Raw genomic sequence first — 26,606 nt, 5'->3', positions numbered from 1 at the left:
TGCTCCCCCGCTTAATCTATGATTGAAGAAATAACCTTCATGTACTCGTCATAAGATTTCTTGTATAATTTTGTTTCATCAATATTTCCACTCATTTCTTTTAACAGCGATGCTAAAAACCTAGGAAATATTTCATAAATAAATTCGGGATCCACATCAATAAAATCATCACCATGAATCGTTCCTGTAAAGCCACTGTAACCAATTTGTATACATGGCATCATATACGAAAGGTCACCGATATCCCCTGCTGCACTAATAGGGTCGTCATCCAACAAAACATCGATTTCCTCATTATGTTCAAAGGCTTTTTCAACAAAAGTCGATAAATACCGATTCTGAATAAAAGGTAAGTAACCCATTTGCGTTTTGATATCAACTTCTCCTTGTAAGCTTTGAGCACTTCCTTTAGCAGCGTCATCTAGTTTCATGGCCGTTTCCTTCAAGTAATTAATAGAGCGCGTACGTAAATCCGTACCTACTGTAATCTGACTAGGAATTACATTGGTTGACATATCCGAGTTCATAACAATCGGATTGACTCGAACCATTTCAGATTCTTTAAACTGTTGTCGTGCCAAACCGACAGCAACATTAAAAAGAGTAGACATATTATAGGCATTTTTTGAAGAAAACGGATCAAATCCTGCGTGTGTTGCCTTTCCTTTAAATTGATATTTTTTATATAAAAATCCAGCCAAATCAGAGTTCATATTAATTGTTCTTTTCGTGAACTCACCACCTATGGCATGAACACATAATGCAGCATCAATATCATCAAAAACGCCTAATTTCATCGCTTCAGGTTTTCCACCATAATGCGTGATATAGCCTTTCTCGATGAGTTCATCACGATAATTTAAATCAAGGTATTCCTCAGCAGGAACGAAAATAAAACTTATTTTATAATCTAGCTCCTTATAAGCTTCGGTTTTGATTAAATAAGAATATAAAGCAAGAGCAATCGAGACTTGGGTGTAATGACCACAATTATGTGCTGCCCCTGTCTTCTTATCCGCATACATGTGAGTAGGTGTATAAACCGCATCTAATTCAGCAATAAACGCCACATGCAAGTCTCCACTGCCAAGACTCGTTTTAAAGCCTGTTAGACTGAACTCTTCTATGTCAATATTTGGATTAACCTTTTGCAAATAATGAACAATACGCTTTTTAGTTTTCTCTTCTTTATACCCCAACTCCGGCTGATGATATATATCTTCAGCAAGTTGCTTTATTTCTTCGTATTGTTGTTTAAAAATCAAAATAATCTCCTCCTAAAGAGGCAGTTCTTGTACAAAACAATAACAGACAACATCTGATTAAATGTATGAACTACCTTGTCATTAATTAAAAATAAAAAACTTATCCTATGTATCTTTTGCATTTTTTATCGTAACATAAAATTTCTATAAAATCCGTACTTTTTTCATATTTTTATTAAAAATGTTCGACTTTAAATTAAAATTGTACCGGTTATATCCATTTAGCAAACATCATACACATAAAAGCCGCTAAACATAAAGATTGGCGGCTTTTCATTTTATATCTTTCATTGAATAACTCTTTTATCATTCTAGCTCTAGATTATTTAAAATACCGCATATTACAAAGCATAATCCTATTAATTCCTATTTGAAAAAAATTCTTATCACGAATCTAACTACCACCATCATCTTTCCTAGCAGCCTTCTTAAAAACCTTAGGCGGCTTAATTTCATGACTAAAAAAATAAGTCTCAGCTGATTTACCAATGGCCCATGTGCTGGTGGCAGCAATCGTCCCCGAAATGGCAATGCCACCCACTGGAATAATCTTAGTTGCCTGTCGTGCTATTTCTCTAAGACCAAATCCCGCTCCGATATTAATGCCGGCAGCAGCTAAATATTCATACGCCGTTTCTTTGGAGGCTGTTCTGCCAGATAGAGCGCCTATCAAGCTAATCATCAATAATTGAACAGGCACCAACACGGCTATATCAGCCACCGGAATAGGTGTCGTCCCAATGCCACCGGCTATCGTTGAAAAACGCTTAATAATGGATGAAGAAATTTTTTTCAAAGGGCCTTTTCTTTTTTGAGCTTGCGCAAAATCTAATTTCGCTGATTCATGTAAATTTTCGCCAATAAAATCGGATAATGTATCAATATTCCACAAATCACCTTCCAGTGACGCGACTGGGATGACACCTAAATAATCACTCTCAATTAATTCATAACCATAGTATGGTATATTCGCATTCAAAGGAATTTTTTCAGCCTGCAACATATCTTCTATAATATATTCCATCTGTTCATTAAGATCGTTCGCTTTTGCAGGAAACTCTTCAGGAGGCCATTGTCTCGGATTTTTAAAGGTATCAGCTTTATTTAAGATCAAAACGAGCGGAATATCATAACTCAGACGATCTTTAATAAAGTCTTTCAGTTCCATCCTGAATTCCATATCTTTTTCCATCGCTCTAGCTTCAGGCATATTAACCACATGTAAAATGACATCCGGCTTATGTTTGAGGATATTATCTTTCAACACAGAAACAGCATCTTCCTCCAATGCCCTATCTGGTTTCGTAGACTCGAATATTCCTCTCGTATCCACCACTTTCCAAGTTGAATGTTCTTCGCTAAACGTTATGAGATAAGGTTCAACCTGAGGATCTTGTGGCTTGAAATCACTAACAGCAGCAACCTCTTTCCCAGCTAAAGCATTGATCAGAGAAGATTTTCCATGCCCACTTCTTCCGATAACCATTAATACAGGCGGCCTACTCTCATCAATAACTCTCTTTACATCCTCTAACGCTGGACCGAGAACTAGATCCCTTATCCTTTTCTTCAACGCCTCATTGTTGACAGGGATTGATTCAAACAATTCATCAATTGAATCAATAAATTCTTTCGTTTTCTCCTTATCAATTGCCACAATATCTCCCCCTTTTATATACATACTGGGACTAGTATCATCTTTTAAAACTTATGTTTCCCTTGTTATGTTCAATTTAATCCAGCATAACTCAATAATAAAATGAAGTTTTAAATCTCATCGTATAATTTCGGAAAAATCGTTATAAATAATCACTACATTAATTGATTAAGGTCGAAGCATACAGGACACCTGCTCAACAAATAGCTACGGCTAACTACTGTATAACTAAAAAACAAGAAATGAAAATCTTCCCAATCAAATACAAAAAAGAAAAGCACAAGTCCCCTCATGCTTCTCTCCAAATCACACTTATTTTTCTACCACAAAACTTTTCTTCACTCCCCCCGATTCTTTCTGATTCATCGCCAAATTCCCGGCTGCCTTGATTTTGACTCTTGTTGCATTTCCTGGAAGATAGGCTAGTGGGACATTTTCTATATCGACTATTTCGACCGTTTCTGCGCTAGCCCCTGCTTTGATTGTTTCTGTGATAGCTAGTTGTTTTGCTTGGTTAAGGATTTCTTCTCTTTCTTCCTTACTGATAGAATAGATTTTCTCGATTTCACCACTAATTTGGGAAATGGCTGAGCCAATCGCATTGGCGACTCCCCCATTTTCAGGTTTGTGAAGATGAGACGCACCTTTTAATTTACCAGAAAATAGTACACTTCCACCGCCGACCAACACCACTGGCATATCATCAGCACTTGTTTTCATTTTATCAATCGCTTCTTCTACCATGCCCATCATTTCTTGATAAACTCTTTTAATAAGATCAGTGTCTAAGTGGGCCACATTTTCTGGATTGCCGAGTTCAACTACTCCTAACTTCACCGCTACATCTGTTGCCGTAAGAGTTGAGCCGCCAAATACTAATGCTTCCTTGTCCAATCGATGCCCAACACTATCAGGGCCTATTTTAAATGAATCTCCCTCTAAGCGAATGACTGTTCCGCCACCTAAACCTATCGAATGGATATCAGGCATCCGGAAATTTGTGCGAACGCCACCTAGTTCAACTGCAATTGAAGATTGTCTAGGAAAGCCTTTTACAAGCATCCCAATATCTGTCGTTGTACCACCAACATCTACAATCATCGCATTCTTATTATCTGATAAATAAGATGCCCCTCTTAAACTATTCGTTGGCCCGCAGGCAACCGTTAATATAGGGTACTTTAATGTATAGTCTTTTGACATTAACGTCCCGTCGTTTTGACAAAAGAATATTTTTGCCTCAACCCCTTTATTTCCTAACGCTTTTTCAAATCCTTGAGCGGTTGTTTTGGCAACATTTATGATTGACGCATTTAAGATTGTTGCGTTTTCTCGTTCCAATAAACCAATACTTCCTACTTCACTTGAAAGAGAGATGGATATATCATCGCCTAAAACGTCCCTCAAAATCTCCTGCGTTCTCAGTTCATGCTCCTTGTTGACTGGAGAAAAAATAGAAGTGATAGCTATCGAATCCACTTCGCCTTGGATTTCCTCTGCAATCGAATGAATTTTACTTTCATTTAACGTATTGATTTCATCACCATTAAACTCATGTCCACCTTCGACTATATAGGTGTAATTACCAATCATTTTTTTTAAATCTTCAGGAACCCCAGTCAGCGGCTTGATCGCTGTACCTGCTGGCGCCCCAATTCGGATAATCGCCACACGGTTTAATTTCTTTCTCTCGACAATCGCATTCGTACACTGGGTTGTCCCGAGCATGGCAAACTTAATGTTGTCGACTTCCACATGCGCTGTTTCAATAAGTTCATCAATTGTATTATAAATACCAGTTTCAACGTCCTCTGTCGTAGGCGTCTTCAAAGATTGAATAACGTTCATATCTTCATCTAATAGAACGCCGTCTGTATTCGTCCCACCAACATCAATACCTAAACGATAATTCATTATTTAACCGCCTGCCCTTCATTCAATGTTTCTACTGGAGTATAATCATAGTCATAACCGAAATATTTTGGACCTGCTACTTCGATTCCTTTTGTCGTACGCCATTTTTCATCGGCAGGAAGACCAATAACAGTGGCTCTCGCACCATATCTCAATCCCTCTGTTGTAATAGGGAGTCCAGTTTCAGTATCGATGACACAAATTAAATCCGGAGTCATACAAAGAACTTCTTTGTCTGTTTTTGCTAAAAGATGTTCGTTTTGAAAATTCAAGTAGCAATTCTCATCACTAAAATCATCTAAACCTTCAATCTTAGCTTCCCCACGCACAAACCCACCATCAGTCTGGCGTTCAATATCGGTGACCTTACCCGAAAATAAATGAAAGCCGTCTAACAATTTTAAAAGCTCCGTAATTGGATTGTATTTATTTGCTTTAGCCTCTTTAATCGTACGTCCGATTTTTTCTTCTAGTGTCAGTGAATGACGAATACTTGACTCCTTAACTTGCTTCCCAGTCATTGGATAGATGGCATTCATGATTGATCCACCCATAGTCATCGTGGCTGAACGGGCTATTTTTTCCGCCCACTTACCATCTACCGTTTCCAACACGATATTATTGCCCTTCTCATCTGCTAAAACCATCGGCGTTGTACTGACGTCATTCAAATGAAATGTAACCATTTGTAATTCAGGAAAGGCTCTTCCCATACCATCCGCATCGACAACCGGTAGACCAATCGTCGCTGCTAGTGCGATTGGTAATAAAGAATTGACCCCACCAGCTTCAATCGGCATGGTTGCTTTGATGTTTTTATTCAATACTTTTTCCAAAGACTTGAACGCTCGTAACGCCTCATCACCACTCGGTATTTTCTCAACTAAAACAGTCGGAGCTCCCATCATCGCTGAAGGCACAATGACGTCACTATCTTTAACTTCATCCACATCCAACAATGTGACAGGGCCATGTTCCTCAATCGCTTGTAAGGCCATCATTTTTCCAACAAACGGGTCACCTCCCCCGCCTGTACCTAACAATGCTGCACCGATAGCTATATTTTCTATTTCTTCTTTACCTATTAATCTCATGCGATACCCTCCTTGAAGTCTACTTGTTTACTTTTCAGGAAAAATCCTACAATCAATTGCATTATAAATGCTGCTAAAAATGCATCAATAGATGCAGAACCCGTAATAGTAAATAATCCAAAACCTGTTGGACGAGGTGTTGTCATAAATGCTAGAACTGTAGCAACACACCATGTCACCATGCTATTCACTCTGAATTTAACTATGGAATCAATATTTGAAAAATTATACTGATGATGTCTTACAATAAAATCTGCAGTATATATCCCTCCAATTGGCGGTATAAGCACACCTAATACATTTAAAAACGGTATAAAATGATCATAGATTCCAAATATAGCAAACGCTGTGCCAATCATCCCGGCAATAATGGCTAAAATATATTTTGGGATTTTCTGAAAGATGACAGAAAAACCTAAGGCTGAAGAATATATATTCGTATTATTCGTTGTCCATTGAGCGAGGATCAAGACGAGCATGCCTCCAGTCCCCCAACCGATACCAATCATAATCGCTACGACATCTACTTCGCTCGTCGCTTTCGCTAACACAGCTGCAATAATTAAAACAATACAGTACCCAATAAAATAGCTTAGAAATGCAGAAATCGCTGCATCCTTTACCGATTTAGCATATCGTGAAATATCCGGGCCTATAATAGCTCCAACTGCTAAAGAACCAATAATAGAAGAAATGGCCATTCCCATTGTCAAGGGATCTGTCGTAATAGCAATATCATTCAATTCTTTATAAGTGAAACTTTTACTCGCAACAAAGACCGATCCGATTAGTAAGATGGCAAGTAAAGGAACAGCAACAAGACTCAACTTTTCAATCGCCCGGTAACCTATACACGCCGTTAGAGTCATTAATATCCCACCGATAATGATCAGGATACTTGGTGCTATATTTATTCCAAATACGTCTAAAATTACCTTATTCAAACTCGATCCAAACAAATCTAATTGAACACCAAACCAGCCAAACAATGATAAGGCTATAATGACTGAAACTGCCATGGAACCGTATCTGCCGAGGGCAAAAGATGATACTAGTGCTGTTGATAAACCCGTCTTCGCACCCACCGCACAACAAAGAGCACTCAACATGGATAGAAGGAATGTTCCGATAATTGACGCAATAATAGCTTCATTTAAACTCATACCACTGCCAAGCGCTCCACCTAAAGCAGTCGCTGATAAAGCAACAATTCCAGCAATCCATACCATCGTCTGTTTAAACCAACCTTGCCTTTCCTCGTCGGGAACTGGCTTTAATTCATAATCCTCTATTAGTTTATTGTCATCCACCATGCTCACTCCTTACAATATTTGATTGAGGTACTGATTCATTAAACTAATACCTAACTCAAGGTTCTTTTCAATGTCGTCCTCTTCGTAAATAACAACACCCCAAAACAATCCATTACCTATAAAAATGAAGTGATCAATAATGGATTTAACCTCCGATTTATGTAAATTCGGATGTTTTTCTCCAATGTTTTCCATCAAGTGATCAACTAACCACGTATTATATGAATCAAGGTAATCTTGCACTTCTAGTTTAAAATCTCGTATCGGTGAGCTCACAATCATAATATAGGCTTTCGTTTCTCTCTCACTTTTTAAATGGTGGGACACAATGCCTTTTAATAATTCTGAAAATAAAGTATGAAGTTGCTTGGATTTATTAATCTCAAAAACGGATTTCATACTTGTAAAGTGGTGATCAAGGATAAATCGAATTACTTCAATAAACAACTCCTGCTTATTCGAAAAAAAGTAGTAAATAGATGACGCCTTAATGTCCGCTTCTTCGGCAATCTTTCTCATCGTCGTTCCTTGATAGCCATATACCGAAAAATTCTTAATCGTTGCTTCCATTATTTTGCTTTTTGTCATTATTATCTCCTATCTAACGTTTGTTAGTTAACAATATTAGCACCATTTTTTTATACCGTCAATATATTTAGAAAATTATTTTTGTTGTAATTAATATAATTATTTTGAATGCGTTTTCATTGGGAAGTTGGACCTTATGGGGTATAAAAAGCCCGTGGGGATGGGAAGTAAAACATAAAAAATACCAGATAAGACATAATTAAAAATGTCTATATCTGGTACTTTCTTTTATATGTTAGTTGAGATGATTATCTCGGAAAATGCAGCAGAAATATTGACAACCAAATCTCCCTCCCCGTTTTTAGTCAAATAAACCGGTTCTCCCGTTTCCTTACAGAGAGAAGAAATTTCATTATAATTATTGCGAATGAAAGCAGATGGTTTTATATTCATGACATATCAACTCCGTATCATTATTATAACTTTATTTTATTAGGAGGTGTCGCTGTGATCAATTTCTATTATAAGTGCCAGACAGGCGGGAGTCGCTGTGCGTGGTGAGGACGAGGGCTATCAATGTTGAATGAGAACCAATTGGGGCATTGCTTGGACATTACTTGATTATTTAATCAAAATGAAGAAGATAGTGATGGATCCACTCACCCCAACACATCAAAAGCCATCATAACAAGCCTCCACCAAGCATTCCAATTCCCTTTCCCTCACTCATCACTTACACTGACACTAAGATGCAAATGATAAGGAATGAATGCGATGAATTATTTCACTGATGTGATTCAATATCGAGGAAATCACTACGATTTCGGGTTTTACCAAGGACAGTCGTTAAAGGATTCCCCCATACTCAAGAACCGCGAAAAACAATGGGGACCTAAGAAAGACCGTCATTTTATCATTGATAAAGAACGTTTTGAACACGTGATGGAGCAATTTTCTCCAGCAATTTTAAAGGAAATCCATGGACTCGCTGATGCATTAAATATGAATCTGATAGAGGCATACCGACTTTTTGGGGGCTACTACCGTGAGTTTGTCCAGAGTGGGTGTTCAATTTTTACGGACCCAGACTTTATGGTGAGAAATTATGACACCAATCCGATGAGTTATGAAGGAAGGTATATGTTATACCAGCCAACTGATCAAGGATATGCGGTAATTGGTCCTTCAATGCAAATCACCGGTCGTATCGACGGGATGAACGAAAAAGGCTTGGCTCTTGGCTACAACTTTACTCATAGTAAAAAATCCAGTGACGGATTTCTGTGTAATATGATTGGACGAATCATTCTTGAAAATTGCTCAACCGTTGAGGAAGCCATCAATTTACTCAAAGAGATACCTCATCGACACTCGTTCAGTTACGTGCTTCTAGACCCGAGTGGCAAATCATTCGTAGTTGAAGCTTCTCCAAGAGAAGTTGTGGCACGGCAATCGAATGTGTGTACCAATCACTTCCATGTGCTTGATGAAGAAAATCGCTATCGCCAAGATGAAACAAGACAACGAGAAAAAACGATCAAAGAACAGCAAAAACACGCCACAAACCCAATGCAAGCCTTTCGAGTTATGAACAACCCACAATATGACGTCTTTTCAAAGAAATACGATGCGGCAGCCGGTACCATTCACACCGCCGCTTATTTCCCAAAAGAAATGAAAGCTTGGTTTGCAATTGGTCACAATCAGTTGCCTGTCATTTTTGATTTCCAAAAATGGCTCCAAGGCCTCGATATTCGTGTAAAAAGAATGAAAGGTGAGTTGGACTATACCAAACCGTTTGTGAACATGGAAATATTATAAATGACTCACGAAAACCATCAGTTCCCGTATGCTTATCCTTCCCTTTTACTACTAATAGTTATTGGAGATAGGTAGGAAAAATCGTTAATCACTCTCACCGGATAATAAGACGAGGTCGCAGCAATAAACACTCTTATCCCATGATAAAATACGGCTAACCCCATGACTCACAAGAAGTTCAGCCTCTCCATAAAGTGAAACATCAATCAGTGGGGGTTTTCATACTTCCCCCACTGATTGTTAGTTGAACGAATCGAGCTGTTACTGGCTGTTGATTCCCCACTTATAATTCTTGATTCCCCTCGAATCCTTGAAGTAGGATCTTACAGTCAGTTAACCTGTGATAAAAATATAAAAATCATCTAGAGCGAGGCTCCTCTACACAGGAATATCGAGAATAATAGTCGTTCCGCTACCTGGTTTTGATGAAATTATTATCTCCCCACCCACAGCACGGGCCCGTTCCTCCATACTAAACAGCCCAACATTTCGGGTGACTTTAGCCATGTCGAATCCTTTTCCTTCATCTTTTATCATGACACGCACACTTTCATCCCGTTCACGGATGGTGATGAATAATTCGCTTGTTTCCGCATATTTACGTGTATTTGTCATGGCTTCCTGAATGATCCGATAAATGGCTGTTTCTTTTTCTGGTCCTAACCGCTGCGTCAGCGAACTATCAAAACTTGTGGTAATCCTATAATAATCAATAAAATGTTGGATATAAGAACGAATCGCTGGAATCAATCCCAAATCATCGAGTACAGATGGGCGGAGTTCCCATGACATACCACGTACTTCTTTCATTATTTCCATTGTTTCTGTTTCCATTTGATCAAGCAGCGGATGACTCATTTCAGCTTTAAGCCGGTTAATTGTAATTTGGTGGCTGTACAAGTTTTGGCCTAGACTGTCATGTAATTCTCTTGATAAGAATTTTCGCTCTTCTTCTTGCACTTCCATAATGCGGGACATCATCACTTTCAGCTCTTCTTCAAATTTTTTCCGTTTCGTTATTTCGTGACGAATGGCAAGGTATTGATAGGGTTTACCATTTTCCTTTAAAAAGGGAACAACAGTTGTATCTACCCAGTAAGTGCTCCCGTCTTTTCCTCTATTTTTAATTTCACCTTGCCACACATTCCCTGTTCCAATCGTCTGCCAAAGATCCTTGAAAAACTCCGGTGGATGGTAGCCAGAGTTGATGATGCGATGATCCTGTCCAATTAACTCTTCCCGTGAATACTTGGAAAGTCGACAAAATTTATCATTAGCATATGTAATCCGGCCTCTTTGATCAGTAATGGCCACGATAGATGACGCTTCAAGCGCAAATTTAAAATCGGCCAGTTCACTGACAGTGTCTCTGCTTTGTCTGTTGAACATAAACAATCCTCCTCTGCCCTTTAAAACAACGTGATTAATCAGAGTCCAGTCAAAAAACGCTCCAATCTACACAAACAAATTGACTCGCCTTTCACACACAAGCCATAGATTCAAATTGTTTAGAACATCATTCTCGGAATAGTGAAACCAGTAACCAAAGACACGGACCTTCATTTCCTCTTAAGATAGTGGTTCACATGCCGAGTAGTCCTTTTTTTAGTGCAATATTCACAAGTTCTGGCCTTGTTTTCATCTGCAATTTTTCCATCAGGTTGCTTCGATGTGTTTCAACTGTTTTTACACTGATAATGAGTTGTTCGGCGATTTCACGATTGGAATAGCCTTTTGCTATTAATGCAAGTACTTCTTTTTCCCGATCGGAAAGAAGATTAAACGTATCTGTGTCCCCCTGTTGCACATTGCCGAGGTATTCTTCCATCAGTTTTTTCGTTGCAACGGGACTCAGATAAGCTTCTCCTGTAGAAACCGTCCGGATGGCTGTGAGTAGCTCTTCATGTGGCGCGCTTTTGAGCACGCTCCCAGAGGCACCCGCCTGAATCGCGCGGAACAAATATTCGTCATCATCATGCATGGTTAAAATGAGTATGGCAGACTCAGGAAGCATTTTTTTCAATTCTGATGTTGCGGACAAACCATCTTTTCCGTTTGGCATGCTCAAATCCATAAGAATTACGTCCGGTTTCAGTTCAAGGGATTTTTTGATTGCTTCATTTCCCTCAGATGCTTCAGCAACGACTTCCATTTCCGGATGATGATTTAATAGCATTTTTAATCCCATGCGCACAACAGCATGGTCATCACAAAGCAGTATAGTTATCAATCAAAATCCCCTCCTGAAATATATAAACAAAAAGAAGAGACATCCCTTCATTGGATAGTTTCTCTTCTTTTTATTATAAGATGATTCAGATATAAGCGCAAAATACTACCTACTATTCTGTCCCAGGAACTTCATTGACCTTGAACCAAAGAGGAAGCATTTTGTTATGACAGGAGAAGAGTAATAAAAACAGACATCAGGGTAATCCATCCATTTGAGTCAGGGAAATACCCTGAGGTGTTTAAGCAAGACTACAAAACCATACATTTACAGACCAAAGCAATGGACTGATCCTGTTCTACGGATCCGCATCTTTTAAAGAGGCTAGAAGTGAACGTCAACTCTTATTTTTGCTTATCCCCATCTTGGTCTTTCTTCGTATCATCTGACACCAGGCCATTCGTTGCTTTTTTAAATTCCTTCAACGTTGAGCCTGCCGCTTTACCAATTTCAGGTAGTTTGGCTGGCCCAAATATGATAAGAGCTATTACCAGAATTAAAATTAATCCTGGAATGCCAATATTGGATAACATACAAAGCACTTCCTTTCTATTTTTTAAAAATATGACTATGAGAACTTGTTAGCGGATTCACGTTTTACTCTGAGAATTTCTTCATTCAATCCACTTGCACTCGTCATCCTAGTCATATGATTACATTAATTCTCCAGAAGTGGTTAACAACATAGTCATACCTATGTCCTTTGTTTCATCTTGCAAAACATGCATAAATTATTCTCTTGATTTAGGGTTTCAAACGTCTCTTCACATGAGGCACATTCATTATAATAAACTTGCTGTTCTATTGTTGTTGCAGGGGATATCATTTGCTTTAGGGAAATGGCTCCCTCTGGACAAATATCCTGACATAACGAACAATTCGTACATTGTTGAGCGGAAATGGAAAAATGATCTTTATCAATGATTAAACATTCTTTAGGGCATAGTTTTTCACACGCTCCGCAAACTGTACATGTTGTTGTATCTAATGATATCTTGGTAAATTGATAGTCAGGATATTTTTGAGATAAATTCAAACTCTCATGATTGAAACGCCATTTAGCTGGCGTCATATCTGTGCCCATTTTTTTAAGCTCCGTATCCCATAACAAAAATAATTCCCTGCGCGATAGTTTGCTTTCACCGGAAAGAGCAGCTTGGTCAAAAATTATGTGAAATGGGGGCTCTCCAAGAGAGTCCAACATTTGATTTGCCTCTTCAATCGTCTTTTTCCACTCAAGAGAAATGGCTTCTTTTTCACTAACAAGAGTCGAAATGCCACTTTTATAATAAATGAGCAATTCTTTTACAGTAGGGATTCGATTTTCATCCATAAATAAACGTTCATTTTGAATCTTCCATTTTGGCAAAAATCCTTCAACTGCTTGTACAGGACAGCTAGCTACACAATCGCCACACTCTGTACAGTTTTCTATGTCAATGACCGGCTTTCCATTTTCAAGTTTAATCGCGTCAACAGGGCAACTATCAATACATGCCGTACAGGTAGAGCGCGGACTTACGTGTCGAGAACAATGGGATGCAATATGATAATTGTAATCTAAGCTTTCAAACCAGTTACCTAAAAGTTGTGCTAATACCATTGAAACCACCTCCACCTGTTGCCGTTCTCGGCCGGGTAGTTATCCCAACCTTCTGTTCAACCTTAGCGTCAGTCATCACTTAGGATACATATTTTGGACTGCCGGCACCTTCTTCAAGCAATTCTTTATCCCATAGCAATGTCCCCCAAATGAGTTCAAGCAATCCCCCATAAAATCCCGTTTGTCCATGCTCCTTTGCATCATTACAAATTCCAGGTAGCCAAGACAATAAATGGTCGTCTATAAATGATATTTGTTTTTTAATAGCTGAACGCTTTTCATCTGGATTTAATGTATTCAATTGTTCCGTTTTGACAGCAATCAGTAATAACTGAAGACCGAGGTGATCTTCTGGAAACTTGTCCTTCTTCGTACTTTCCAATCCGTGCTTATTTAATATTTCTTTCATTTCAACTGTCTTTTCAGCAAAAATTCTTCTTTTGTTTGAAAAATAAAAGGATTCAATTGGCGGTGCTTTCGGACGAGCCGTTCCAATAAATAATTCTGTGAATTCAACTGATACCTTTTCTAACGCTTCTTGCGTGCTGAGCTTTTCCAATTGAGACGTACAAGATATTAACTGATCCAACCCTGCTTCAAGCTGTGGATTGGCAGCTACAAGAGGAAAGTCCTTCCAAAACTTAGATGTTAGAACTTCTTTATCCTCTTCTTGAATCCATTCCAATAAACAGTTTGCCAAGAAACTGTATAATTTTGTCCGAAAAGCCCATACTTCCGCCCAAGATTTTGTCATGATAAACACTCCTATATCATATTTTACCAAGGATTTCTATACACGCTTGCCCATGATGACAACGCCTTGTCATATTATTGTGGCATTTCTTGCAATGGTACATTAAGATCCGTTTTTTCAGAGTTTGTTTTTTCAACACCCTCTTTTCCAATAATGAGACGAGTGAGAGCCATAAACATGAGAACACCTAAGGAAAGGATTCCTACCACGACTAACATTTCCAACAGGGTAGGCCAATAGTGACCAACGGAGGCCCAAATACTGTTGACGACAGACGGGTCGTTACTCGGAATGTATTGGCCAGTGGTAACACCTGGTGATCCACCCACATTTGGATACATAAATGATGATATGACGAGCCAGAAACGTTTACAGAAGACGCCAACAACGACTAAGGCAGACGATAATACAACTAAACTGATACGTTGACGATTTTTCCTAAATAATAATATAGCAAGTGGAATAGCAAGACCTAATATGATTTCTCCCCAGAAAAACGGCGCCATTGATCCGCTTAACATCTCATTTAACACAAGCATTGTTGATGCTTCTTGCGGATAATACATCGTCAATACTTCTGAAAAAATCAAATACGCATCCACAGCAACAAAAATGAAGAGAAGTCCAGCAAGCTTCGTAATCAGTGAGTTTTCTACATGAAACACCTTTAATGTCCTTAAAAGAACGAGGACGATTAACAACAGAGCTAAGCCAGAGTCTAAAGCTGACGATACAAATAATGGAGCCATGATGGCACTATACCAACCAGCACGAGCAATTTGCAGTCCAAAAATCCATGCTGTGACCGAGTGAACCAGAATCGCCACTGGCAGTGCGATATAAGACATAGCATTTAACAATTTCTGATTTGGATTTTTCATCATCATTAAAATTAAATAACCGACGTTGATTCCTAGATAGATAGAAATAACGACAACGTCCCACATTAGCGGTGATTTAAATTGTCCGTGCAAGAGCAAGTTCAACATGCGGAATGGACTTCCTAAATCCACCATAATAAAGAGCCCTGCTAACACAACACAAACGGTCGATAAAATCGTAGCAGGTTTTGCAACGACTTTAAACGACGGGATGTTAAAAACGGTAGCAGAGGAGGAGACAATTAATCCTCCAGCCGACAATCCGACAAAAAACATAAACATGATAATGTATAATCCCCAGGAAACCACGTTATTCATTCCTGTGCCACCAAGCCCATGGATAGTTTGATAGGCTAAAGCACTGAATCCAATGAGTGTTAAGGTAACTAGTACACCAATGGTAATGTTTACTTTAACTGACTTAGACATCCACTTTCCCTCCATTCAAACCTATATAATAGACGCTCGGTTTAGTGCCTTTTTCAGCCAACAATACTTCTGCATCATTTTCACGAATATAGCGGGAAATGGTACTCTCGGGATCATCTAAATCTCCAAAGATACGTGCTTCTGCCGGACAGGTTTGCACACATCTAGGCTCCTGCCCATCATCTGTTAGTTCTTTACAAAGCGAACATTTTTCCACCACACCTACTTTACGATCAGGCACGCGTGGATCTCCATAACTGAAATTTGGATTTTGAATTGCTTCTTCCCATTTGAATACGCGAACGTTATACGGACAAGCCGCCATACAATAACGACATCCGATACAGCGATCATAATCAATCAATACTCGTCCATTTTCATCTTTGTACGTTGCTTCGACTGGACAAACTTTTACACATGGTGCATTCTCACAGTGCTGGCATGATACAGGGACATATGTCTTTTCCACATCTGGATAAACGCCTTGCACCCCGTCAATTCCTTCATCACTCTCTGTTAGCACGCGGTTCCAGAGCATACCCATCGGAACATTATTTTGCATTTTACAAGCAAGAGCACAGGTTTGACACCCGATACAGCGATTTAAGTCTACAGCCATTCCCATTCTTGTCATTTTTACGCCTCCTAAACTTTAGCTACTTCAACTAATGTGTCATTAAATGGAATGACAGGTCCGTTTCTCAAGTCATATTGTCGTTTCATAAAGTGGTCATTTGTTAATGTCTGTAAGTTACCTTCAATCATATGCTTGGTCCACCAGCCCTCATGCATCCTCACTACACCTGGCCGCATAGCTTCTGTCAATTTACATTCAGCTTTCATCAAGCCACGGTCATTCATCACTTCAACGACGTCTCCCGTTTTTAAACCACGCGATTTCGCATCTTTCGGGTTAATCTCTAATTTCGGGCCACCGTCGAATTGCCTGATCCATTCGACATTATTAAACTGAGAATGAACATGGTAACGTGAACGTGATTGAATAAATTGTAGTGGATATTTCTTCCTTAATTTTTCGTCAACAATTTCATCCGGATTTTCGTATTTTGGAAGTGACTGGTCAAATTCTAGGAAAGACTCTGTATATAGTTCCAGTTTTCCAGTCGGTGTATCATAGATTTGGTCCATATAACCGCGATAAGGTTCTTTCGGTGCATTCAGACGCATCGTAAATTTGTTTTCTATCAAACTATCCACCGTAATTCCATCTAAGGCAGGATCACCGGAATCTAGTTTATGGGCTATCCAATCTCTCGGTGTTTTTGGATGGTGCTTATCTAAGCCAAATTTAGCGAGTAATTCTTTTTCTATCTGAAAATCAGATTTACTTTCAAATAAAGGATCAATTACTTTTTCTGCTAATAAAACGTGAGAGCGATTAATTTGCATATTGGTGATATCATACTCACTCTCAAATGCCGTACTTGCCGGTAACACAATATCAGCATAATCCGCACTTGGATTATGGAAAGGATCAATCGTGACAAGGAAGTCCAATGAGTCAATCCATTCCTCTGTTTTATTCATGTTGGCAAAATGTTGTTGCAACGTATTACCCACGTTAATAACCGCTCTTACAGAACCTTTTCCTTCTCTAAAATCGGAAGTCGGTACTTCAAGTGGTGTTTCCTTAAATTGTTCAGGTAGTGGCCACTCGTTTAATTCTGCAGTCCATGTGGAAGCATGGTGTGTCACCGCTCCAACGCCACCACCAACCCGACCGAAGTTTCCAGTTAATGATCCGAGAATGCCTCCAGCATGTCCGGCAATATCAGAATTAGCCAGCTTATCTAAGCCGCCGAATCCCCAAGCAATGACAGCAGGACCTCGTGTGGCGTAGTCTTTTGACAGCTCGAAGATGACGTCTTCGTCAATTTCCGTCATTTCTGATGCCCAAGAAAGTGTATATTGTTTTTGGTTTTCTTTAATAGCGCGGAAGACAGTTTTCACTTTCACACCATTTACCGTAAATTCACCGTCTAAAGCTGGCTTCACACCTTTTGTGTTGTAAGGTTTTGCTGATTCACTTTTCTCATCCCAAATTAAGTGAGGATTTTTCTTTACATCCTCCTCATCATTGTCATGTAAGCGAAGCATCTTACCATTATCTTTTCTTACTAAAAACGGTGACGTGGTATTGTCCACTAAATAATCCTCTTGGTACCATTCGTTATCAATAATGGTACTAATCATCCCTAATAACAGAGCAACGTCTGAGCCAGGTTTAATTGAAATCCATTGATTGGATTTAGATGCCGTTGTCGTATAAACTGGGTCAATCGTAATCATTTTTGCACCAGCTTCTTTTGCATTCATAAAAAACTTGGAATCGGTAATTGTTGTTTCAAGAGGATTCGCACCGAGTATAATAATCGTTGAAGAGTTCACCCAGTCCGTAATTTCATTTTGCATATACGTGTAAACATCATCTCCACCAAGACATTTAAGCAATCCATTGGAGAGGCCAACGTCTATCCCTTGCTCACACACCCATTGCGTTTTTAATAAATGGCTTAAAAACTTGTAATCATGCTCGACGCCAGATGACATACTGATTAAAACAGATTCACTACCATATTCATCAATAAGTGATTTCAAATTATCTGCAATGGTTGTCAGCGCCTCGTCCCACGTAATAGGTTTAAACTTACCTTCGCCTCTTTTACCAACTCTCTTGAGCGGAGTCTGAATGCGATCAGGACTATAAACACGCTCAATTTCACTAATTCCTCTTAAACAAATTGTCGAGAATTTTGGATCTGCCCATGTATTTGGTTCAATGAGAGATAGCTTGCCATCTCGAACATGACATATAAAGGCACAACGTCCACCACAGTTTGGTGTATGGTACGTGTACTTCAACACTTCACTCGGATCAGAATCTTTTGCAGCAGCTGTCTTAAACCACTTCCGAGAAACTGCAGGACCAGATAAACTTAACCCTGCCGTACCAGCCGCCCCCGCTTTAATAAAATTTCTTCTTGAAATTCTCATATCGAACCCTCTTTTCATTTTACTTTTATCTAACTGCTTAGTTTCAAGCTGCAATTATTGCACTTTTTAACTTAGTCATTTGTAGTTTATTCATACCTTAAATAGGAATGAATTCACATAGTTTTTCATCATTCACCAAAACGCTTTCATTTCACTAACTAGAGCATCCCCTTAATATTGAAGGGAATAATCCGCACAGCGTGAAAAACATAGGATGCGCAATATGTGAAGCAAGTGACCGGGTGATTAAATTTCAATTGGGTTAGTGCTTCTCCTTTCGCATGCATGTGGTGTCCTCCCTTGCATCAAGTCATCTATCTTTATTGTAAGACAGACAGAGAGAAACAGATATCAGGGAAATTCCCTATTCAGCCTGGGGAATTCCCCCCTCACTGGAAAACGATGATAAACATAGTAAAAATGAAGGTATGTTATCACTCAGATAAAATCCCTTCAAAATTCAGTTGACGTTTATAACACAGTAATGTATATTAATACATAAATCAAAAACGCCTCAACATCTAAACAAGCTTAATCATCTGGTTACATCCGTTATAATTAGGTTTAGTTATGCCATTATGCTTTATTGCGGAAGTATTTTTATACAAATGTATGTATACTTATCCATAAAAAGGTATAAACATACACCGGTTTTTCAATAGATGACTGGGGGATGCTCGAAACATAGTTTTATAGATTAAATGATATTTTGAAGGTGACTTTTTATCACTAAAATTTATGAGGGGGAAATGAATTATGGAAAAGTTTCTTAATGAGTTTAAGTCGATTAAAGATGATTTAGTTCATATCAGTGAAGAGTTGTATCAACACCCTGAGCTCGGGAACGAAGAATTTAAGTCGAAGCAGTTACTCGTCAATTACCTGAAGAAAAATAATTTTAAGATTGAAGAGGGACTTAATAATATACCTACTTCTTTTCGTGCCACCTATACGAGTGACCTGCCCGGCCCTACCATCGCCTATCTGGCGGAATATGATGCATTACCAGGCATCGGACATGGCTGTGGCCATAACCTTATAGCCGTGACAAGTATGGGAGCGGGCATTGCGCTAAGTAAAATTATGGAACAGACGGGTGGGACAGTCATTGTCTTAGGCACACCCGCTGAAGAATCAGACGGAGCAAAAGTACTCATGGCGGAACAAGGTATTTTTAATAATATCGATGTCGCGATGATGGCTCATCCTGGTGGCGTATCTGAGGAAAGCGGAGCAACCTTAGCACTTGATGCGATCCAATTTGCCTTCACTGGAAAAACGTCACACGCTGCGGCAGCACCAGAGCAAGGGATTAATGCCTTAGACGGGGTCATTCAACTTTTCAATGGAATCAATGCGTTACGTGAACATGTCACACCTGACGTTCGGATGCATGGCGTTATCTCAGAAGGGGGGACAGCCGCCAATGTTGTTCCAGACTATGCCGTGGCTCAGTTTTATTTTCGGGCGGAAACACGTCGTACGTTGAATGAGGTTGTCCAAAAAGTAAAACACATTGCCGATGGAGCGGCCGCTATGACTGGCACGACTGTTGAGCTATCCAATTATGAACTTAGTAATGATAACCTGGTCACGAATCAGCATTTATCCAAGCAATTCATGAAAAACTTGCGCACCGTGACGAATGAGCCGATTCAAACTAAGGATAAGCCCTCCGGTTCAAGTGATATTGGGAATGTCAGTCAAGTCGTACCAGCGATCCATCCCATAATTGGTATGAATGACAAGAGTTTAGTTCCTCATACGAAACGTTTTGCGGATAAAACAGTCACCGAAGACGGCCGAGCGTTTATTAAAAAGGGTGTCCTGTCCCTCGCTCAAACAGGCTATGATATCCTGACCGATTCTAAATTACTAGAGACAATCAAACAAGAATTCGATAATAACAAAAGCGCGGGCGCCCGGTTAGCAACGTACGGACTGGACTGAGCCGAAGGAGATAAAGGAAACATGCCCCTGCAAAAGGGGTATGCCGACGTTAGTCGCAAAGGCTGATTTTAGTCGGCCTTCCTTATTGTCTTGAACCGATGTTGACTTATCTTGTCATGAGGTGAAGGAAGTCTCGCTAGTTGCTGGGCGCCCTGCGCTGGACGTGGCCAATTAGTATAAAGTCACCCACAGAAACTTTAATGTCATAGTACGCTATACAATCATAAAAAATAGAAAGAAAGAATGCGAGAGTGCTACATCATTTAAAAATGCATGTGTCATATCTAAGACAAAATCAATTGGACCCTTGAAAGGAAGATTCAATGGAAAAGGCGACAAGTAACGCACAGAAAAGAAAGAACTTTGAGTTCCCGCATGTTTTTGTTCTTTTATTTGGTATCATTGTTCTCGTTGCAATTCTAACCCACTTTATTCCTGCTGGTGAATATGAACGTGGAGAAACCAGCGATGGAAGGTTAGAGGTCATTGATGGTACCTATCACGCTGTAGAAAGAACCACAATCGATTTTTTTGACGTGTTCCAACTGTTTCATAAAGGTATCGTCGAGGGCGCAGATATTATTGCTTTCATCTTAATTATTGGTGGGACTTTTGGCATCCTGAACGCTACTAGATCAATTGATTCGGGCTTCGTTTGGATTTCTAATAAACTAGAAGGAAAAGAGATTATTATTATCCCAATTGTCATGACCCTTTATTCCCTTGGTGGAGCGACATTTGGGATGTCTGAAGAAACGATTCCTTTTGTATTAATCTCCATTCCCCTTGCACTCCGAATGGGTTTTGATTCTATCGTTGGTGTCGCCATGGTCCTCGTCGGTGTTTATTCCGGGTATGCCGGTGCTTTTCTGAACCCGTTCACCATTGGCGTTGCCCAAGGAATCGCTGAACTCCCACTCTTTTCAGGAATCGGATTCAGAATATTGATATGGTTATTATACACAGGATTAGGTATCGCCTTTGTCATGTTCTATGCTATCAAGATTAAAAAAGATCCAATCAAAAGTACCATGTATCACCTTGATCAATCACTTAACATGGAAAACACCGATGGAGTGAAGCTATTACACAGACATATTTTCATCATTGCCCTGTTTTTACTCACAATTGTCAGCCTTGCTGCAGGTGTCATGCTTTTTGATTGGTATATCATAGAAATGTCCGCTCTATTCTTAATTATGGGAATCATTGCCGGTATCGTTTATGGCATGCGGGCAAATCAAATTGCCGAGAAATTCGTTGACGGATGTAAAGACATCGTTCTCGCTGCCGTTTCAGTCGGATTTGCTTATGGAATTCTTGTCGTACTTCAAGAAACCTCTACCATTGATACGATTTTATATACCGTTTCGACATGGGTGAAAAACTTGCCAACGAGCTTTTCTGCCATAGGCATGTATGTCGTACAAATTGTCATGAATTTTCTTGTCCCATCTGGTAGTGGTCAGGCAGCTTTAACGATGCCTATCATGACCCCACTGTCTGATTTAACAGGGGTCAGCCGACAAACAGCAGTCTTTGCCTTTCAACTAGGAGACGCCATTTCGAATGTATTTATACCAACATCTGGTATTGTTATGGGTTCTTTAGCAATCGCCAAAATTTCTTGGATAAAATGGATTCGCTGGTTGTTCCCGCTCATTGTGATTCAATATGCCATAGGTGCAGTCCTATTAATCATAGCCCATCAGTTTATTTGGACGTTTTGATAAAGAAGCAGGTTCCCTGTCGGGGCAATAGTTTTTAATATAGACAGTATCTTTTACCGAGATTCTGTCTATATAATGTCAAGTTTCCAATATTTCACAAAAAAAGACTAGCGGTCACCTAAATATTCGGATGACACCGCCAGTCTTTTTAATCATCAAGAACTCAATAGTTGCTATCGACAATCAAACTTAATTTCTAAAGTATTAAACAATACATCAGCATAATGACTTTCATATTACTCTCTCTAACTATGCGATACAATCATCTCCGCCTCACCTGACAATCTATATGATCCCATGCCATAGGGCAAAATGAAATGTTCTCCTTTTTCTACATGCACTGTGCTTTCGTTAGTTGTAAGCTCTGCTTTTCCTTCAATCACACTGATTTGCAGGAAGTCTGTAGTCATTTCCTGTTCTGCCTTCCCATTTAATTGCCAATGAAACACAGAAAAATATTCCTCTTGTACCAAAGTTGTGATCTTTAATCCGTCGCTTTGTTGAACGTCTCTAGCTAACTTTATTTGTTGATGTGGAACAGTTGCTACCTGTTTGGATCTTTCAAGATGCAATTCTCTTTTGTTTCCATCTGCATCGGTCCGGTCATAATCGTATACCCGGTAGGTGATATCAGAGCTTTGTTGGATTTCTAAAATAACAATACCCTCACCAATAGCATGAATCGTTCCGCTTGGTACGTAGAAAAAATCACCAGCCTTGACTTTTACCTTATTAAGTAATTGATCCCATTCTTCATGATCCATCATTTTTTCAAGCTCTTCTTGTGTCTTAGCATGGTGACCTAATACCAATTCAGCATCAGGTTCAGCGCTTAACACATACCAACATTCCGTTTTACCGTATGGTTGCTTCTCCACTTCCCTAGCAAATGTATCATCTGGATGGACTTGAACGGACAAGTTATCATTTGCATCCAATACTTTTACGAGTAAAGGATAGTCTTCTTGTTTCTTATTAAATAACTCTCCATGACTATTCCACGCTTCGGCAAGTGTTTTGCCCGCTAAAAACCCATTTTCGATGACATTTGGGCCGTTGGGATGTGCGGAGATAACCCAAGCTTCTCCCGTATGCTTGGATGGAATATCATAATTATATTCTTGCTTTAATTTTTCTCCACCCCAAATCCTTTCTTGGAAAACAGGCTTTAAGAAAATTGGTTCTCTGTACATTTACATTCCTCCGTCACAATTGACATAACTAGATATTTTTATTGCTGTCTTCTTTTTTGCAAGAAATGATAACTTGCACCAACTAAATTTGCATCTGCATGAAATGCGCATCGGTCAATACTTGGCGTTATAGAGGCGACATCTACCACGGAAATGATGCGGCTTAATTCCTTTTTTAATCGGCAAATCAAATCGTGCCGCTCACTAATTCCTCCCCCTATTAAAATCAGTTCTGGATCAAAAGCATACTGGATATTATATAGTCCAATCGATAACATGGTAACGAATTCGGAAATTGCCTGTTTTGAAATGTCGTCCCCCTGCTCAGCCAGTGCGAAGATTTCTTTTCCTGACAAGGAAGAGATGTCAACTTGTTTTTTTAATGCGACGCGCTTTAGAATAGAGTATGTGGAAGCTACTTCGCTAAAAGTATTCATGCCACTCCCTAAATTATGTGGATTAAGTATCATGTAGCCAAATTCTCCACCATGCAAACTGTTTCCTTTATGGATAATGCCATCCTTTATGATGGCACCGCCTATACCCGTTCCAATCACGATAACAGCTACATCTTTTTTCCCTTTGGCAGCACCTTTCCACACTTCAGCCAAGCCTACACAATTTGCATCATTCTCTATTTCCGTTTTATAACCTGTTTCTTTTTCTATCAGATGCTTTATATTTGGACCATGGATATAGGGAATAGCGCTCCCACCTCCAACAGTACCTTCATCGGTAACTGAACCTGGCGAACTAATAGCGATACCTTCTATACTTTTATTTGAATGTTCCTGAGCTTTTTCTTTGATAAAGGATAACATGGCTTCTAATGTAGATGGTGTTTGCACAATATTTTTGTAAAGAATATCACCATCTGAATTTAATAGTCCATATTTAATATTAGTTCCACCAATGTCGAAAGCAAGAATATTTTTCATGTTCTTGTGCCACCTTTAAAATCATTCATTAGTACATTTTAAATTAGATTTAAAAGCCATTCTCTTTAGCTACATTGCTAAACCATTGGCCACTCTTCTTAAGAGATCGCTCTTGCGTTTCTAAATCTACACGGTAAAGGCCGTAACGGTTTTTATAAGCATTTAACCAGGACCAGTTATCCATAAATGTCCATACATGATACCCAAAACAATTAGACCCTTCGCTGATTCCTTTATAGAGCCATTTTAAATGTTCTTTATAAAATTCAATACGGTAATCATCTTGAATCATACCTGTTTCATCGAGAAATCTTTCCTCATTTTCAACACCCATACCATTTTCAGCCACATACCATGGTATATTTCCATAGTTATCTTTTATATTCATCGCAATATCGTAAAGGCCTTTTTCATAAATTTCCCATCCACGGTATGGATTCATACGACGTTCAGGCCATATATAAGGTACAAAGAACATTTCTGGTAAAACTTTATCTGACGTATACTCACTTTCCCTCTCTTTGACCCGTCGCGGTTGATAATAATTCACACCTAAAAAATCCACCGTATTATTTCTAATAAGTTCGATGTCTTTTTTGTCTGTTTGAGGAAGTAATTCATAGTCACGAAGGAGTTCAATTAGCTCCTCAGGATAGATCCCATGAACAGATGGATCTAAGAAGCTACGATTGAAAAGTAAGTCAGCAATCTGGCTCGCCTTCAAATCTCCTTCTGATTCACTGCGCGGATAAGATGGGGTTAAATTTAAAATAATCCCAATCTCGCCGCCTTGATTTAATTCATGATAAGCTTGAATTGTTTTTGCGCTTGCTAGCATTGAATTATAAGCGACAACTACTGCTCGTTTCATATCTACTACACAAGGATAATGAAAATGGTTTAAATAACCCATTTCCACTGGAACAATTGGTTCATTAAATGTTGTCCATTTTTTAATTTTATGTCCAAATAATTTAAAGGCAGTTTCCGCATAATATTTAAATGCTTCTACTACCTCTAGGTTTTCCCATCCACCTTTGTTTTGCATGTTTAAGGGCATATCAAAATGATACAAATTCACAATTGATTCAATGTCATTTTTTTGAAGTTCATCAAACATGTCGTTATAGAAGTCAACTGCTTCTTGATTAACATGGACCCCATCTGGGATAAGTCTAGACCAAGAAATTGATGGTCGAAATGAATTAAAATGAACATCTTTCATGCGTTTAATATCTGCTTTATAATGCTGGTAAAAAGTAGAGGTATCTTGAGGGCCTACACCTTTATGAAATCGTTCAGGTTCTATTTCATACCAATAATCCCAAATGTTTTTAGCTTTTCCACCAGAATTAGCGGCTCCTTCGGTTTGTGTTGCTGAGGCCGCTGCACCCCATTTGAAATTGTCAGGAAACATATAACTTTTTGTCATTCTCTCACACCTCAATCCTTCTAATAAACCACAATTACTTTATTAATGACCCTGTAAGTAAGCATGCTCGGTTTCTATCCACTTACTTACATTTTCTCTATACATACTAATATACTGCGAATAAATCATATCAATTAAAATAAGCAAAGGAATTTGGCCAGAAACTTGTCCTGCACCACTAGAATTTTTTATATTTGATGTTAGTAGCGTAACATCAGCTAATTCATTTATCTCCTCCGATTGATTCGAAGTAATGATAATGATGAAAACTCCCTTTTCTTTCAAGTCTTTTAATGATTGAATCACATGTTGATTTTCTCCACGTAACGACAAATAAATAAGTAAATTTTCGCCAGTTAGCAAAGAGGAAATCATTTCAATGGAATCATAATCTTGTACAACTTCTACATATTTTCCTATTCTTGTAAAACGGAACTTAAAGTCCTCTCCTGCAATAGCACTTAAACCTAAACCAAATATATGAATGATTTGATGGTCTTTGATATGTTTACAAACAGTTTTAATATCCTCTATCTCAAGCCTTTCATCTATTTCATTAATCAACTCTTTATATCGAAATTGTAAATTAGACGTGACACTACTACTGTCATCTGAATAATTTTCTAACTTTTTTCGATAAAAATACATTAATTCTTTATAGTTTTCAAAGCCTAATTTTTTACTAAATCGTGTAACAGAAGCAGAGGACACATTTATTTTTTGAGCGAGAGCCGATTGTTTAAGTGGCGGTTTGCCATTTAAAAAATAATCGGCTATCTGCTCATCTGCTGCTGTGAATTTTAATTTAGAACTTTCAATGATAAGAAAGAGATCACTGTTTATCAATGGTTATCACCCA

At 38.8% G+C, this 26,606-nt stretch carries 21 protein-coding genes; 3 read left to right on the top strand and 18 right to left on the bottom strand.

The window, feature by feature from the left end; translation table 11 throughout:
* Nucleotides 1–11 precede the first annotated feature (11 nt).
* The 6 genes from KQI49_RS01935 to KQI49_RS01910 form a co-directional block, all read right to left on the bottom strand.
* Nucleotides 12–1,265, bottom strand: coding sequence for a M20/M25/M40 family metallo-hydrolase (locus KQI49_RS01935; RefSeq protein WP_216486293.1), 1,254 nt, complete (start codon nucleotides 1,263–1,265; stop codon nucleotides 12–14).
* Nucleotides 1,266–1,659: 394 nt separating this feature from the next.
* On the bottom strand, nucleotides 1,660–2,922 hold the full coding sequence (locus tag KQI49_RS01930) for a GTPase family protein (RefSeq protein ID WP_216486290.1): 1,263 nt from the start codon (nucleotides 2,920–2,922) through the stop codon (nucleotides 1,660–1,662).
* Nucleotides 2,923–3,234: 312 nt separating this feature from the next.
* A complete protein-coding gene (locus KQI49_RS01925) occupies nucleotides 3,235–4,836 on the bottom strand; it encodes an ROK family protein (RefSeq protein ID WP_216486288.1) in 1,602 nt (533 codons plus the stop codon).
* Entirely contained in the window at nucleotides 4,836–5,930 is a 1,095-nt protein-coding gene (locus KQI49_RS01920) for an S-methyl thiohydantoin desulfurase family protein (RefSeq protein WP_216486285.1), read from the bottom strand. Before KQI49_RS01920 ends, KQI49_RS01925 begins: the two co-directional genes overlap by 1 nt.
* Nucleotides 5,927–7,243, bottom strand: a complete 1,317-nt coding sequence (locus KQI49_RS01915) for a purine-cytosine permease family protein (protein WP_216486282.1) — start codon at nucleotides 7,241–7,243, stop codon at nucleotides 5,927–5,929. The genes KQI49_RS01920 and KQI49_RS01915 overlap by 4 nt, the downstream gene beginning before the upstream one ends.
* A 9-nt stretch (nucleotides 7,244–7,252) precedes the next feature.
* Nucleotides 7,253–7,831, bottom strand: coding sequence for a TetR/AcrR family transcriptional regulator (locus KQI49_RS01910; RefSeq protein WP_216486279.1), 579 nt, complete (start codon nucleotides 7,829–7,831; stop codon nucleotides 7,253–7,255).
* A 714-nt stretch (nucleotides 7,832–8,545) separates the two neighbouring features.
* Here KQI49_RS01910 and KQI49_RS01905 point away from each other — a divergent pair.
* Entirely contained in the window at nucleotides 8,546–9,592 is a 1,047-nt protein-coding gene (locus tag KQI49_RS01905) for a C45 family autoproteolytic acyltransferase/hydrolase (RefSeq protein ID WP_216486277.1), read from the top strand.
* A 378-nt stretch (nucleotides 9,593–9,970) separates the two neighbouring features.
* Here KQI49_RS01905 and KQI49_RS01900 read toward each other — a convergent pair whose 3' ends face one another.
* From KQI49_RS01900 to KQI49_RS01865, 8 genes are all read right to left on the bottom strand, one after another.
* A complete protein-coding gene (locus tag KQI49_RS01900) occupies nucleotides 9,971–10,981 on the bottom strand; it encodes a PAS domain-containing sensor histidine kinase (protein ID WP_216486275.1) in 1,011 nt (336 codons plus the stop codon).
* 193 nt (nucleotides 10,982–11,174) lie between these two features.
* Nucleotides 11,175–11,822: a response regulator gene (locus KQI49_RS01895; protein WP_256438980.1), complete on the bottom strand. Its 648-nt coding sequence runs from the start codon at nucleotides 11,820–11,822 to the stop codon at nucleotides 11,175–11,177.
* A 344-nt stretch (nucleotides 11,823–12,166) separates the two neighbouring features.
* Complete coding sequence (gene tatA / locus KQI49_RS01890) at nucleotides 12,167–12,355, bottom strand: twin-arginine translocase TatA/TatE family subunit (RefSeq protein ID WP_216486272.1); 189 nt, start codon at nucleotides 12,353–12,355, stop codon at nucleotides 12,167–12,169.
* A gap of 161 nt (nucleotides 12,356–12,516) precedes the next feature.
* On the bottom strand, nucleotides 12,517–13,425 hold the full coding sequence (locus KQI49_RS01885) for a 4Fe-4S dicluster domain-containing protein (RefSeq protein ID WP_216486271.1): 909 nt from the start codon (nucleotides 13,423–13,425) through the stop codon (nucleotides 12,517–12,519).
* A 79-nt stretch (nucleotides 13,426–13,504) separates the two neighbouring features.
* Nucleotides 13,505–14,179 (bottom strand): TorD/DmsD family molecular chaperone, encoded by a 675-nt coding sequence (locus KQI49_RS01880; RefSeq protein WP_216486269.1) that lies wholly within the window; start codon nucleotides 14,177–14,179, stop codon nucleotides 13,505–13,507.
* Between the two features lie 74 nt (nucleotides 14,180–14,253).
* Complete coding sequence (gene nrfD / locus KQI49_RS01875; protein WP_216486267.1) at nucleotides 14,254–15,489, bottom strand: NrfD/PsrC family molybdoenzyme membrane anchor subunit; 1,236 nt, start codon at nucleotides 15,487–15,489, stop codon at nucleotides 14,254–14,256.
* Entirely contained in the window at nucleotides 15,482–16,123 is a 642-nt protein-coding gene (locus tag KQI49_RS01870; RefSeq protein WP_216486264.1) for a 4Fe-4S dicluster domain-containing protein, read from the bottom strand. The genes nrfD and KQI49_RS01870 overlap by 8 nt, the downstream gene beginning before the upstream one ends.
* An 11-nt stretch (nucleotides 16,124–16,134) precedes the next feature.
* Nucleotides 16,135–18,504, bottom strand: a complete 2,370-nt coding sequence (locus KQI49_RS01865; protein ID WP_216486261.1) for a molybdopterin-dependent oxidoreductase — start codon at nucleotides 18,502–18,504, stop codon at nucleotides 16,135–16,137.
* A 753-nt stretch (nucleotides 18,505–19,257) separates the two neighbouring features.
* Here KQI49_RS01865 and KQI49_RS01860 point away from each other — a divergent pair.
* Both KQI49_RS01860 and KQI49_RS01855 read left to right on the top strand, forming a co-directional pair.
* On the top strand, nucleotides 19,258–20,454 hold the full coding sequence (locus KQI49_RS01860; protein WP_371817499.1) for a M20 family metallopeptidase: 1,197 nt from the start codon (nucleotides 19,258–19,260) through the stop codon (nucleotides 20,452–20,454).
* A 323-nt stretch (nucleotides 20,455–20,777) separates the two neighbouring features.
* Nucleotides 20,778–22,184, top strand: coding sequence for a YfcC family protein (locus KQI49_RS01855; RefSeq protein WP_216486256.1), 1,407 nt, complete (start codon nucleotides 20,778–20,780; stop codon nucleotides 22,182–22,184).
* 245 nt (nucleotides 22,185–22,429) lie between these two features.
* Here the strand turns inward: KQI49_RS01855 and manA are convergent, their stop codons facing one another.
* Genes manA through KQI49_RS01835 form a run of 4 tightly spaced genes read right to left on the bottom strand, consistent with a single transcriptional unit; the run spans nucleotide 22,430 to nucleotide 26,593 of the window.
* The gene (gene manA, locus KQI49_RS01850) at nucleotides 22,430–23,377 is read right to left on the bottom strand and encodes a mannose-6-phosphate isomerase, class I (RefSeq protein WP_216486254.1); all 948 of its coding nucleotides are present in this window, start codon (nucleotides 23,375–23,377) and stop codon (nucleotides 22,430–22,432) included.
* 38 nt (nucleotides 23,378–23,415) lie between these two features.
* Nucleotides 23,416–24,315 carry an ROK family protein gene (locus KQI49_RS01845; RefSeq protein ID WP_216486252.1) on the bottom strand — a complete coding sequence of 300 codons (900 nt, stop codon included), beginning with the start codon at nucleotides 24,313–24,315 and terminating at the stop codon, nucleotides 23,416–23,418.
* A gap of 49 nt (nucleotides 24,316–24,364) precedes the next feature.
* Nucleotides 24,365–25,747: a glycoside hydrolase family 1 protein gene (locus tag KQI49_RS01840; RefSeq protein ID WP_216486249.1), complete on the bottom strand. Its 1,383-nt coding sequence runs from the start codon at nucleotides 25,745–25,747 to the stop codon at nucleotides 24,365–24,367.
* A gap of 42 nt (nucleotides 25,748–25,789) precedes the next feature.
* Nucleotides 25,790–26,593, bottom strand: a complete 804-nt coding sequence (locus KQI49_RS01835) for a MurR/RpiR family transcriptional regulator (protein ID WP_216486246.1) — start codon at nucleotides 26,591–26,593, stop codon at nucleotides 25,790–25,792.
* Nucleotides 26,594–26,606: the final 13 nt, after the last annotated feature.

Origin of the sequence: Virgibacillus sp. MSJ-26, from assembly GCF_018918075.1 — a bacterium.
Taxonomy (GTDB): Bacteria; Bacillota; Bacilli; order Bacillales; family Amphibacillaceae; genus MSJ-26.
This window is presented reverse-complemented; position numbering and strand designations above follow the sequence as displayed.